At 39.7% G+C, this 12,142-nt stretch carries 13 protein-coding genes and 1 pseudogene; 12 read left to right on the plus strand and 2 right to left on the minus strand.

The features are described from left to right. Window position 1 precedes the first annotated feature (1 nt). A complete protein-coding gene (locus CALPO_RS0111310; RefSeq protein WP_026487420.1) occupies window positions 2–748 on the plus strand; it encodes a thiamine pyrophosphate-dependent enzyme in 747 nt (248 codons plus the stop codon). Next, window positions 748–1,290, plus strand: a complete 543-nt coding sequence (locus CALPO_RS0111315; RefSeq protein WP_026487421.1) for a 2-oxoacid:acceptor oxidoreductase family protein — start codon at window positions 748–750, stop codon at window positions 1,288–1,290. The genes CALPO_RS0111310 and CALPO_RS0111315 overlap by 1 nt, the downstream gene beginning before the upstream one ends. 46 nt (window positions 1,291–1,336) lie before the next feature. Here CALPO_RS0111315 and CALPO_RS0111320 read toward each other — a convergent pair whose 3' ends face one another. Next, window positions 1,337–1,807, minus strand: coding sequence for a general stress protein (locus CALPO_RS0111320; RefSeq protein WP_026487422.1), 471 nt, complete (start codon window positions 1,805–1,807; stop codon window positions 1,337–1,339). Between the two features lie 85 nt (window positions 1,808–1,892). Between CALPO_RS0111320 and CALPO_RS0111325 the strand changes: the two genes are divergently transcribed. The 4 genes and pseudogenes from CALPO_RS0111325 to CALPO_RS13865 all read left to right on the plus strand — a co-directional run bounded on the left by CALPO_RS0111325 (window position 1,893) and on the right by CALPO_RS13865 (window position 7,868). Then, window positions 1,893–2,708: a Cof-type HAD-IIB family hydrolase gene (locus tag CALPO_RS0111325; protein ID WP_026487423.1), complete on the plus strand. Its 816-nt coding sequence runs from the start codon at window positions 1,893–1,895 to the stop codon at window positions 2,706–2,708. Window positions 2,709–2,765: 57 nt separating this feature from the next. Next, on the plus strand, window positions 2,766–4,109 hold the full coding sequence (glmM, locus tag CALPO_RS0111330) for a phosphoglucosamine mutase (RefSeq protein WP_026487424.1): 1,344 nt from the start codon (window positions 2,766–2,768) through the stop codon (window positions 4,107–4,109). A gap of 223 nt (window positions 4,110–4,332) precedes the next feature. Continuing rightward, on the plus strand, window positions 4,333–6,159 hold the full coding sequence (gene glmS, locus CALPO_RS0111335; protein ID WP_026487425.1) for a glutamine--fructose-6-phosphate transaminase (isomerizing): 1,827 nt from the start codon (window positions 4,333–4,335) through the stop codon (window positions 6,157–6,159). Between the two features lie 744 nt (window positions 6,160–6,903). Continuing rightward, window positions 6,904–7,868: pseudogene (locus CALPO_RS13865) on the plus strand (IS30 family transposase). Between the two features lie 79 nt (window positions 7,869–7,947). Here the strand turns inward: CALPO_RS13865 and CALPO_RS0111345 are convergent. Then, window positions 7,948–8,460, minus strand: a complete 513-nt coding sequence (locus CALPO_RS0111345) for a ferritin family protein (protein ID WP_026487426.1) — start codon at window positions 8,458–8,460, stop codon at window positions 7,948–7,950. Window positions 8,461–8,659: 199 nt separating this feature from the next. On the opposite strand from CALPO_RS0111345, the gene CALPO_RS0111350 reads away from it, so the two are divergent. The 6 genes from CALPO_RS0111350 (at window position 8,660) to CALPO_RS0111375 (ending at window position 12,139) form a co-directional block, all read left to right on the plus strand. Beyond that, the gene (locus tag CALPO_RS0111350; RefSeq protein WP_026487427.1) at window positions 8,660–8,899 is read left to right on the plus strand and encodes a type I restriction enzyme endonuclease domain-containing protein; all 240 of its coding nucleotides are present in this window, start codon (window positions 8,660–8,662) and stop codon (window positions 8,897–8,899) included. A 93-nt stretch (window positions 8,900–8,992) separates the two neighbouring features. Continuing rightward, window positions 8,993–9,550 (plus strand): nitroreductase family protein, encoded by a 558-nt coding sequence (locus tag CALPO_RS0111355; protein WP_026487428.1) that lies wholly within the window; start codon window positions 8,993–8,995, stop codon window positions 9,548–9,550. Window positions 9,551–9,596: 46 nt separating this feature from the next. Continuing rightward, complete coding sequence (locus CALPO_RS0111360) at window positions 9,597–10,205, plus strand: glycerol-3-phosphate acyltransferase (RefSeq protein ID WP_026487429.1); 609 nt, start codon at window positions 9,597–9,599, stop codon at window positions 10,203–10,205. 604 nt (window positions 10,206–10,809) lie between these two features. Next, entirely contained in the window at window positions 10,810–10,995 is a 186-nt protein-coding gene (locus CALPO_RS0111365) for a hypothetical protein (RefSeq protein ID WP_026487430.1), read from the plus strand. A gap of 147 nt (window positions 10,996–11,142) precedes the next feature. Further along, window positions 11,143–11,622 carry a GNAT family N-acetyltransferase gene (locus tag CALPO_RS0111370; protein ID WP_026487431.1) on the plus strand — a complete coding sequence of 160 codons (480 nt, stop codon included), beginning with the start codon at window positions 11,143–11,145 and terminating at the stop codon, window positions 11,620–11,622. A gap of 37 nt (window positions 11,623–11,659) precedes the next feature. Next, window positions 11,660–12,139, plus strand: a complete 480-nt coding sequence (locus CALPO_RS0111375; RefSeq protein ID WP_026487432.1) for a GNAT family N-acetyltransferase — start codon at window positions 11,660–11,662, stop codon at window positions 12,137–12,139. Window positions 12,140–12,142 lie beyond the last annotated feature (3 nt).

The following is a 12,142-nucleotide window of genomic DNA, read 5'->3' on the forward strand; positions in this document are numbered from 1 at the left end:
GTTGGCGGTTGTATTTCAAAAACCCAGGAGCATGACAGACAAACCAATGCACTATTGCCCAGGTTGTACCCACGGTATAGTGCATAGGCTTATTGGAGAAGTGATAGATGAATTGGGCATACAGAGAAAGGCCATTGGAGTAGCCTCCGTAGGATGTTCGGTTTTTATTTACGACTATATAAATTGCGACTTTCAGGAAGCTTCCCATGGAAGAGCTCCGGCTGTGGCTACGGGCATAAAGAGAGTTATTCCCGATAGCGTGGTGTTCACTTATCAGGGGGATGGAGACCTGGCTGCCATCGGTACCGGTGAGATCGTCCATGCGGCGGCTAGAGGTGAGAGGATAACGGTCGTATACGTCAACAACGCGGTATACGGCATGACAGGTGGCCAGATGGCTCCGACCACTTTATTGGGCCAAAAAACCCTTACTACCCCTTATGGCAGAAATGCCGATGTAAACGGATACCCTATAAGGATATGCGAGATGCTTTCCACTCTTGACGGTGCAAAGTATATCGCCAGGGTTTCCGTCCACGACATCAAACATATTAGGGTTGCGAAAAAAGCGATTAAAGAGGCCTTTGTAAACCAGATAAAAGGCATAGGATTTTCCCTTGTTGAGGTTTTGTCCACATGCCCCACTAATTGGGGTTTGACGCCAATAGAATCCATTAAGTGGCTAGAACATAATCTTATACCTTATTATCCACTGAAGGTATTTAAATCGCCGGAGGTGGCGGATTAATGGAACAGAGGGTGATAATGGCAGGTTTTGGAGGGCAAGGCATAATGTCTATGGGGCAGCTTCTGGCCTATGCAGGAATGCTGGAAGGCAAAAAGGTCTCGTGGTTGCCTTCCTATGGTCCTGAGCAAAGAGGCGGCACAGCCAACTGCCACGTGGTTGTAACCGATGGCGATCCAGGCTCTCCTTTGGTCACTGAAGCTACGTCGGTAATAGCTATGAATCGACCGTCACTGGAAAAATTTCAAAGGAATTTGATAAAAGGAGGGCTTTTAATTGTAAATTCCAGCCTCGTAGATGTGAAACCAGATAGAACCGATGTAAACGTGGTGTATATTAAAGCTAACGATATAGCTAACGAATTAGGTGATCTGAGAGTGGCTAACATGGTGGCATTGGGTGCTTTTATTAAACAGACAGGTGTTGTTAAATTTGAAAGTGCGTTTAGCGCTTTGCGGAAGGTTATGGAAGGGAGAAAAGCCGTATACATACCCCAAAACATCCAAGCTCTGAAGCAGGGCGCATTAAGCTTGAGTACAATATAAGTACAATAAAAGAGGAATGATTTCCTCTTTTATTGTCGTTTTCGTTTTATTCTGCTTTTACGTCGTATGCGCCATTGGCTCTCATTATGTTGGCTGCATCGTTTACTTTATTGTCATCGGATTGAGCGATTACTAGAATGCCGCCTTTTTTTACCTCTTCTTCGTATCTTCGGCTCTCAGCAGCTGGTATACCCATGTCAATTAAGCCGCCTGCGATGCCTCCGCCTACTGCTCCTGTCAGGAGAGCAGCAATAGGTCCCATGGCCACTATAGGGCCAACCCCTGGTATGGCCATAGCGCCTGCACTGGCTAGTAGACCGGCAATGCCTCCTATTACTCCTCCTGTGGTTGTACCGTCTGCTATCGAGTCAAAACCAGCTTCTCCACCGTTGTCTTGGACATTTTCCCTTTTTGAAACGATAGAAATTTCATTGTCTTTAAATCCCTTTTCCCTCATGCTAGAAATAGCTTTTTCTGCTTGCTCTTTTGAGTTAAATACGCCTATAACTTTTGACATAGTACAAGCCTCCTTTTCACACTTTAATATTAGCTTATTTGAGCGATAATATTCCTGTGTTATAATTTACTTTGAGGTGAAATCTATGAGATATAAAATGGTCATTGCTGACATCGACGGAACGCTTGTAGACGATAACAGGATGATCACGCCTGTTACAAAAAAAGCAGTAATGGAATTTAGAGAAAAAGGTGGAATTTTTACCATAGCCACGGGACGAGGCATTGATTCAGCCAGTCCTTTTATACAAGAACTTCATATCGACGTACCTGTAATTCTTTTCAATGGATGTATGATATATCACCCGCAGACAGGTAAGATAATGTACAGTGAATTCTTGCCTCCTGATGTCTATAAAATAGCTGCTAAATTATGGAAAACAAAGGATTACCCTGTTGAGATGTTAGCTTTTTCAATCCATGGAATATATGTGTATAAAATTACCGAACTCATAAGGCTTTTTATGGATATTGACCATGTTTATTGTAGGGAAGTTGAAAACATAGAAGATGTAAAGGACATCGTCAAAGTTTTATTTTTAGGCGATGCTGAGGTGTCTAAAGAATTAGTTAAGCGTTTAGGAAATTATACTGATAACTTTACATGTGTTCAGTCGGATAGGTTATTTATAGAGTTGCTGCCGCAAGGGGTTACGAAGGGCAGTACCTTGATCAAGCTGTGCAGAATATTAGGGATTGATTTAAAAGAAGTGGTGGCGATAGGAGATCAAGACAATGATAGGGAGATGATCTGTAATGCGGGTTGTGGCGTAGCTATGGGCAATGCTGATGACGATTTAAAGGCTTGCGCCAAGTACGTAACCAGTACAAATATGGAGAATGGCGTGGCTGAAGTGCTGCAAAGGGTAATAAGAGGTGATTTGTTTACAAATTGCCGATAAAATAATATAATAGATAACAGATTGTTTTTTAATAAAGGAATGAGGTGTAGCGGAATAATGGCTAGGATGTTTGGGACGGATGGCGTGAGAGGGATTGCAAATCAAGACCTTACGCCAGAATTAGCGTACAAATTAGGCCGAGCAGGAGCTTTTGTGCTTACAGAAGGGGCGAGAAAACCCCGGATCGTTGTAGCAAAGGATACGAGGATTTCAGGAGATTTGCTGGAAAGTGCTTTGGTGGCAGGTATACTATCAGTAGGAGCACAGGCGTTATGCGTGGGTATTGTTTCTACGCCTTCTGTGGCCATTCTCACAAGGCATTATGAGGCAGATGCTGGTGTGATGATATCCGCCTCCCATAATCCGGTGGAGTACAATGGCATAAAATTCTTTAATAAAGAAGGGTATAAGCTGTCGGACGACCTGGAGGATCAGATTGAGGCAATCGTAAAAGGGGAGGATGAGTTGCCAAGACCTGTTGGACGCCACATTGGCCACAGGGTTTTCATGGATGATGCACAAGACGTTTATATTGCTTATTTAAAGAGTATATTTGATATAAGATTAGATGGTTTGAAAATAGCAGTGGACTGTGCCAATGGATCTAACTACAAGATCGCACCCCGGTTGCTTAAAGACCTAGGGGCGGAGGTATTTGCCATTAACGACAAACCTGATGGGACGAATATAAATCGAGATTGCGGTTCCACCCATATAAAAGCTCTAAGAGATTATGTGCGTGAGGTAGGTGCAGACGTAGGTCTGGCTTTTGATGGAGATGCTGATAGGCTTATAGCGGTAGATGAAAAAGGAGAAGTCGTAGACGGCGATAAAGTGATGGTGATTTGTGCACTGGCGATGAAAGAGAAAGGTAAATTAAGAAACAACGCGGTAGTAGTTACTGTAATGAGCAACATGGGATTGGATATCGCTCTTAAAAGCCATGAAATTGATGTAGTAAAAACTAAAGTAGGAGACAGATATGTGCTGGAAGAGATGTTGCGAGGGGATTACGCCATAGGAGGAGAGCAATCAGGCCATGTGATATTTTTAGACCACAATACCACAGGCGATGGCCTTGTTACTGCATTAAATTTGTTGTCAGTGATGGTGGAAAAAAGACAACCTTTATCCTCTTTAGCCAGTGTGATGGAGGTATACCCCCAGGTGATTGTAAACGCTAGAGTAAGTGAAAGTAAAAAGCATGTTTTTGCTGAAGACGAGGAAATATCCGAAAAAATAAAAGATTTAGAGGAAATGCTCAAAGGAGAAGGGAGGGTGCTTATAAGGCCTTCGGGTACAGAGCCTCTTATAAGGGTTATGCTTGAGGGTAAAGATCTCGATGTTCTCAAAGCAGAGGCAAAAAGGTTGGCTCTTTTTATAGAGCAGCGATTGGGCTAAATTAGAAAGGGGTGATGCTAGGGAGAAAAGATATGTTAGTTTTAGGATTTTATAAGCGCCTGGGCCTGGTGTAATGTGACATCAGGTTGACGAGGACAGGGTTTATCGAGCATTCGGCGGGTGCCCTGCGGTTTGACCACGGCCGTTAAAGACCTGACAAAACCGCAAGTAATTGCGGCCTAAACCAGGTCGAGTGGTGATAAATTACAGGAGGAGATTGCAGATGTGCGGAATAGTTGGGTATATCGGCGATGAACAGGCGACGCCGATATTGTTGGAAGGACTGAAGAGGCTGGAATATCGCGGATATGATTCGGCTGGAGTAGCCTTGTACGAGAACGGCAAGCTACAAATTCGCAAGACCAAAGGCAGGTTGACGGCTTTAGAAGATTTGATAAAAAGGGAATGCGTTGCAGGCTCTGTGGGCATAGGCCATACCCGATGGGCGACCCATGGCGAGCCTTCTGATATAAATGCTCATCCTCACGTAAATTCAAAGGGTACTATTGCAGTGGTTCACAATGGAATAATTGAAAATTATCTGTACTTAAAAGAGAGACTTCAGCAAGAAGGTTATAAATTTGTTTCAGATACGGATACAGAGGTCATCGCTCAGCTGATAGATTATTTTTACAAAGGGGATATTTTGGACGCTGTTATAAATGCAGTAAGCAGATTAGAAGGGTCTTACGCTCTTGCTATCCTTTCTACTTATGAGCCTGATAAGGTCATTGCGGTAAGACGGGATAGCCCCCTTATAGTAGGTCTTGGAGAAGACGGCAATTACCTGGCTTCAGATATCCCTGCTATACTGAAGTACACAAGAAATGTCTATATTCTGGAAGACGGAGAAATTGCGGTTTTGACTAAAGATAAAGTCACGGTGATGGACAGCTTTGGAAAAGAGATTAAAAAAGAGGTCTTTGAGGTAAAGTGGGATGTGGCAGCAGCTGAGAAAGGCGGATACCAGCATTTCATGATTAAAGAGATAAACGAGCAGCCCAAAGCCGTAAGGGACACACTTGCTGGCAGATTGCCTGAAGGCAGCGATGTAAAGCTGGACGATATAAAGCTGTCCAGGGAAGATATAAATAAAATCAATAAAATTTTTATTGTGGCATGTGGAACTGCTTATCACGCGGGCTTGGTAGGGAAAAATCTCATAGAAAACCTGGCCAGGATCCCAGTAGAAGCCGATATAGCATCAGAATTCAGGTACAGGGATCCCCTAGTTGATGAAAACAGTTTGACGGTGGTGATAAGCCAGTCCGGAGAGACGGCTGACACCTTGGCAGCGATGAGAGAAGCAAAAAAGAAAGGCTCCAGGATATTGGCTGTCACTAATGTTGTAGGCAGTTCGGTGGCCAGAGAGGCAGATGACGTGCTTTATACGTGGGCTGGTCCTGAGATAGCAGTGGCCTCTACTAAAGCGTATACTACTCAGCTTGTCTCGATGTACCTCCTGGCCATAAAGCTGGGATTGGAAAGAGGAACCATAACAGAAGATTATGCAGAGATGTTAAAATCAGAGTTGCGGCAATTATCCGAAAAAATTCAAAAGATACTGGATAGTCAAGATACTGTACAGAAATTGGCCGATAATAACTATACGGCAAAAGATGTGTTTTTCCTGGGAAGAGGTTTAGACTACTCTGTTTCGATGGAAGGATCGTTAAAGCTCAAGGAAATATCGTATATCCATTCAGAGGCTTACGCTGCCGGTGAATTGAAACACGGTACTCTGGCACTAATAGAAAATGGAACGCTGGTCATAGCATTGGTAACGCAGAAACACCTTTACGATAAGATGTTAAGCAATATAAAAGAAGTTACCACCAGAGGTGCTCATGTAATCGCTGTAGCGCCTGAGAGTATGAGAGAAGTAGAAAAAGCAGTTGATGATGTAATCTACATTCCGGATTGTGCAGAAGAGGTGGCTCCGGTCTTAGCGGTAATACCGCTGCAGCTTTTGGCATATTACATGGCTGTAGCCAGGGGTTGCGATGTGGATAAGCCTCGCAATCTGGCCAAGAGCGTCACGGTGGAATAATTGGTAATGACCAGGTGTTGATGTTGTATTTCTCATTTATACCTTTTCCCCATGCGAAAAAAGTGGTTCTGTTTGGGAAGGAATAATGGAAAAGGATTAAGGATTAAGTCCACACGGAGTAGTAAAGGGATAAGTGGTAAGGCCTCGAAAAATTTGAGATTTACGCCACTTATCCCTTTTTCCTTTTATCCTTGACCCTGCCCATTCGGAACAACTTTTTTCACACAAATTGGAAGGGTATTTGGGAATTTATAGGAGAAATAATACTGTTTCACAGAAAAACTTTATTACCTCCCATAAAACCCCATCCTTATTTTATGCGGGGTGGAGGGGATGGGAATGGAAAGAGTTTTTTTTAAGTTAACATAGTTAGGGTTAAGGGAAAAGGAGATAAGGATCAAGTTTGGAAACTGTTTTTAGTTAAAGTTTTTCTGTGAAAAATAAAGTCGTTCCAAAAGGGGAAAAAAGTCTTTCTGTTAATTAAGTGAAAAGGAGAATAATTGAGGGATATAAGCCATTTTATGAAGAATAACGGCTTGTTATATTTAAATTGAGAAGTAAGGGGAGATTAAAACTGGAGTGAAAAATAATTTTTACTAAAGATTGCATGGAGAATTCTATGTTACTGATAAAGAAAGGTTAATTGTAAAATTAAATGCGACACCAAAAAATAGTTGAACCATAGCATGAAACCCGATATGATGTTGATTGGTAAAAAACTAACACATACGGAGGGTTTCAGCTATGGCTCTTACTCAAGAGTATACCACATTACCTCGTACTTTTAAACACCTTACACCTTATGAAAGAGGTAAAATTTGCGCCCTTTTAAAAGAAGGGTTCTCACCAACTCAAATCGCTAAAAAACTTGGCCGTCATCGCAGCACCATTTACCGCGAAATAAAACGTGGCACCACAACTCAACGCCGCACAGATCTAACTACATATGAAGCATACTTCCCTGAAACCGGCCAGGCGGTATATGAGAAGAACCGCTCTTTCTGTGGCCGAAAAAGTAAGATCCTCCAAGTTGAATCCTTCCTCCAAATCCTGAGCAAAAGATACTTCAAGTCAAATGGTCCCCTGATGCTGTTGTAGGAGCTGCTCGGCGAGAAAAACTCTTTGACCCTTCGTCCATGGTTTGCACCAAAACCCTATACAACTATATCGACCGCTGCTTGCTTAAAGTCCGCAATGCGGCCTGATAGCATTGAAAAGCGTGAGGAGTTCGGCCATTGGGAAATCGACACTGTTCTCGGAAGACGCTCTAATGATCATGTTCTGCTGACCCTAACGGAAAGAAAAACTCGCTACCACCTGCTCCTCCCATTGGCAAGCAAAACTGCTGAGGCAGTGGATGAAGCGTTAAAGCAGCTAAAAAGCCAGTATGGTCTTATGTTTTCTCGGGTGTTTAAGAGCATCACTGCGGATAACGGTAGTGAGTTTGCCAATTTAAACGTCCATGGGATTGATATTTACTATGCTCACCCCTATTCCGCCTGGGAACGAGCCACTAATGAGCGGCACAATGGTCTAGTCAGGCGGTTGATTCCAAGGGAACAGCTATCAGTGAATTGTCGCTTTCACAAATTGAGCGGGCGCAGAATTGGTGTAATACCTTGCCCAGAAAAATCCTTGGTTACCGCCAGCCAGCAAAGCTCTTTTTCAGGGAAATAGAACGGCTAACTTCTGAGTTTCAAAATTCATGATTTCGAAATCCAACATCATTCGGGTTTCCAAAAAATGTGTCGCATTTAATATTGCAATTTAAGATAATTTAATATTTTTTTATTTAAGACCGTTATATTTATCTGTATCATATTTTAATAATAGCTGTGTTAAATGCTCGGCATGCCCCTTTTCTTCATTAATTATTGAGTACAATGCATACCTGACATCATTATATGGGATACTAGCTAAATGCTGTTCATATAGGATAACAGCTTCAAATTCGCCTTTTATGTCTTCTCTTACATTATTTAAGATTATCTGTTTATCGTAATTTGGTGTATATGTTTGCATAGGTGACTTAGGGCCTAATTTATCGCCAATATGATCTTTATATGCTTGATATTGTACTGGGTCATATTTACGAAGCAATGAAAGAATCATACCATAGTGTTTTTTTTCATCTCCCATGATACTTTCCCAAACTGCATTGATGTCTTCCATGTTTGAATTTGCAATATGGTTAGTATAACCGTTTATAGCATCAATTTCAGCTATTAATATCTCCCTTAATTTATTTGTAACAAGTATCGCAATTCCTTGTGGCTGGCCATATGGATTAGTGTAACTCATTTTATACCTCCTAAATTTGGACTTACTTAAATGGGTAGACAGTTTTAATAATATGTTATTCATCAATGTTCAATTGCGTTCAAGTTATATATAAGGAGTGGAAAGAAATAAGGGAAAAAGATTAAGGCTCAAGTTCATAGTGAACAGCAAAGGGATAAGCGGAAGGTCTCAAAAACATAGATAGTTTGATCTCATAATTTTGGATGAAAGGGCAAAAGAAATGGATTTAACAGAAGAGGAGGTTGCATTTTATGATATTGTTAGTCAGGGGAAAGAGGCGATTTTAAATGACGAAGCAAAAGAAATTGCCAGGGAGCTGGTGAGGATAATAAAGAATAAGACCGAAGGACAGTGCTTTTTTAAAGACCAGGAAGAACTAGACAATATAGTAAAAATGGTTATTGAACAGGCTGTAGCCCTATTTGAAGATGCGGCATAGATGGATTTATATCAATACGATAACAGCAAATTAATGTTCATTAAATGTATAAATTATTGTATTATATATATTTAGATAGGGGGTGTAAAATTTATGAATGAAACAATCAAATCAATCTTGAGCAGAAGGAGCATAAAAGAGTATAAGCCCGAGCAAATAAAAGCTGAAGAATTGGAAATGATTCTTTTGGCGGGTAGGTATGCTCCGCCTGGTATGAACAAGCAGCCTTGGCTTTTTGTCGTAATACAAAGCAAAGATGTGCTATTGAAGATAATAAATGTAATTTTACAAAGAAATAGACCAAAAAATATGCCCGCTCCTCCACCAGGGCAAAGGAGGCCTAATCCTCTTGAAACAGCGCCAACACTTATTATCGTTTTCGGCCAGGATGATATGTTTACAACCATCTACGATTGTACGCTTGCTATGGGCAATATGATGATTACGGCTGCATCTTTGGGGATAGGATCAAACTGGGTGCATGCGGTAGTTAAAGACTTGTTTACCTCTGAGGAGGGGAAGACCTTAAAAAAAGAGTGGGGAGTACCTGACGAATACATTCCATATGCTGCCGCTGTGTTTGGATACAAGGCGGCAGAACCGACAGAGCGTTCACCCAGAAAAGATGGGGTAGTAAAAATCATTAATTAAGATTAGGCAAGAAAACTCGTTACTCTTTTTAGGGAAGGAATAATGTATGATTATTATACCGGGACTTATAGAACTTGCTTGTGGTTCGTTGATGTTTTCTTATTGGTTAGGACTTATTGTTGGCAAAAGATTGGAGAAAGTTAGGGATGGAAATCCTGGCGCTTTTAACCTTTGGTGTGCTGCGGGTTTTAAAGTTGGTATAATAGGTGCTGCTCTTGATTTTATGAAAGGCTATTTTCCTCTTGTATATTTTATTGAAAAAGGGCATTTTAGTGGAAATAATATTGCTGTTATCGCAATAATGCCTATTTTAGGTCATGCTTTTTCTCCTTTTTTGAGGTTTAAAGGCGGTAAAGCATTAGCTGCTACCTTTGGGATTTGGAGTGCAACTACTCGCTTTGAAGGGTCTTTTATGTATGCTGTTATTCTTGGTATTTTAAAACTTGCTGAGAGAATGTATAACAAAGGAAAACCTTCGCTGCCCGAAGTGGATGCAGTGTTGGATATTTTAGGGTTTGTTATTTTGGGGATTATACTGATTATGGGTAATTTTGAAAGTTATTTGCTTTTGCTGTGGTTGTTTAATTTTGTTGTGCTGTTATACAAGAGAAAAAACGATATAGCCTTTTTTTTAAGGGTAAAACTAGCCAAGTAGAATAAGGGATGATAAATTGGGGCTGCTATCTTGCGCATGTGGGGTATATTGTGGGGTATGTATTGTATATATAATATGGTTTCTAGTCATAATAAAGGAATTTTGAGGTCGCTAGCGGCGAGAGTCAGGCAAATTGCTGAACTTCCTAAAATGGAAGAAAGAAAACGCAGATAGTACAATCACAATGCCTTAAAACCAAGATGTCTGAAGTTTTTCCGTGAAAATTAAAGTCGTTCCGTAAAGGGAAAAAAGTCTTTCTGTTTATTTAGTGAAAAGCAGTTTTTTAGATAAGCAATCTTAGAAGAACAGGTAGTTAATGATATTATTAACAGATCAGCAGATTATATAAATAGTATTGAGGAGGACGATTCTGGTAAGGCTGCTTACGGACATCACAAGACTTTTGAAAAAATAAATTTGAGGAACAGGTGTATATGTGTTGATAATTAATAGGGCCTTTTCATATAAACCTTAAATCTGATGTTTATGTCATTTCTTTATTCTCACCTGTTCCTGCAGCTTTCTGTCACAGCCGATTCAACTGCTTAATAAAGATGATGAAAGATTAAAATTATGCAGAACAGGGTTAAGAAACCATATTTATTTGATAGCTAATGCTGATCTAGAGATTATTGACAGGCCCATAGATGGAATAAAAGATTGGGGTATTCCATCAATTGAATTTTTAAGTATTGCTACTGTTGATTATTTTATTAAGAGAATGTATGATTTTGTCATCGGTATCAATATTGCAAGAGTTGGTTCTATAGAGATCGCTTGGTTTTCATAGATAGAAAGATATATAAAGAAACAGAAATGATGATTAGTTTGTTAAAAGAAGTATACAAATTTACTAAAAAAACGAATTGGCCAGTTCTTGAAGATCTCTTTATATTACACATACTTCTTATTTTGGTATACAAGGGAGAGTGATAATGTGGATATTAGAACTATATCACCCCAAAATCGTCAACAAATAAATGATTTCATAAAATCTCGTTGGTTTTCTACTGAGATGGTTGTTAGAGGAGAAATAGTTGATATGACAGTATTAGAGGGTTTTGTTGTATATGAAAATGAAACGATTATTGGATTAGTTACATATAGGATTAAGAATAATGAATGTGAAATCATGTCTTTAGATAGTCTTAAGGAGAATCAAGGTATTGGAACTGCTCTTGTAAATAAAGTTATCGAGGTGGCAACTATAGAAAAATGCACGAAAATAAAAGTGATTACAACAAATGATAATATTAACGCCATGCGTTTTTATCAAAAACGTGGATTTGATATGGTACGCATATATCATAACGCTTTGGATATTTCGAGAAAATTAAAGCCATCCATTCCGATACTAGGTAATTTTAACATACCTTTAAAGCATGAAATTGAATTTGAATTGAATCTTTTCAAATAAGCATTATTTTGGGGTCAGTACAATGAGGAGGGATTTTATGAATTTGGTAATAAGAGAAGCGATTAGTGATGATTATTATGACATTAATAACCTTGCTAGGGAAGTACATAAATTGCATGTTAAAAATAGACCGGATGTTTTTATGGATATGGACAATCCATTATTAAAAGAGCATTTTGACGATTTATTGCATACTGATAATGCAAAATTATTTGTAGTCGAAAATACCAATAACAAAGAGTTGGTAGCATATAGCATGATAAAAATTATGGTTACGCAAAGCATACCAGTGCTAGTTCCGAAAAGATTTGCTTTTATAGATGAATTCTGTGTTAAGTCCAGTTATAGGAACAAGGGTATTGGAAGATTATTGTTTCAACATATTGTAAATTACGCAAAATCAGAAAGGGTCTCATCATTACAATTAGCTGTATGGGAATTTAATAAAGATGCAATTAAATTTTATGAAACAATGGGGATGACAACGAGATATAGAAGAATGGAATTAAACTTATAGTAG

The sequence above is a fragment of the Caldanaerobius polysaccharolyticus DSM 13641 genome (assembly GCF_000427425.1).
In the GTDB taxonomy this organism is placed as follows: Bacteria; Bacillota; Thermoanaerobacteria; order Thermoanaerobacterales; family Caldanaerobiaceae; genus Caldanaerobius; species Caldanaerobius polysaccharolyticus.

Excerpts from the sequence above, each read along its gene's own strand:
- CALPO_RS0111315 (WP_026487421.1), top strand. The coding sequence starts at position 748 with ATGGAACAGAGGGTGATAATGGCAGGTTTTGGAGGGCAAGGCATAATG.
- CALPO_RS0111320 (WP_026487422.1), bottom strand. The coding sequence starts at position 1,807 with ATGTCAAAAGTTATAGGCGTATTTAACTCAAAAGAGCAAGCAGAAAAA.
- CALPO_RS0111325 (WP_026487423.1), top strand. The coding sequence starts at position 1,893 with ATGAGATATAAAATGGTCATTGCTGACATCGACGGAACGCTTGTAGAC.
- glmM (WP_026487424.1), top strand. The coding sequence starts at position 2,766 with ATGGCTAGGATGTTTGGGACGGATGGCGTGAGAGGGATTGCAAATCAA.
- glmS (WP_026487425.1), top strand. The coding sequence starts at position 4,333 with ATGTGCGGAATAGTTGGGTATATCGGCGATGAACAGGCGACGCCGATA.
- CALPO_RS0111345 (WP_026487426.1), bottom strand. The coding sequence starts at position 8,460 with ATGAGTTACACTAATCCATATGGCCAGCCACAAGGAATTGCGATACTT.
- CALPO_RS0111355 (WP_026487428.1), top strand. The coding sequence starts at position 8,993 with ATGAATGAAACAATCAAATCAATCTTGAGCAGAAGGAGCATAAAAGAG.
- CALPO_RS0111360 (WP_026487429.1), top strand. The coding sequence starts at position 9,597 with ATGATTATTATACCGGGACTTATAGAACTTGCTTGTGGTTCGTTGATG.
- CALPO_RS0111375 (WP_026487432.1), top strand. The coding sequence starts at position 11,660 with ATGAATTTGGTAATAAGAGAAGCGATTAGTGATGATTATTATGACATT.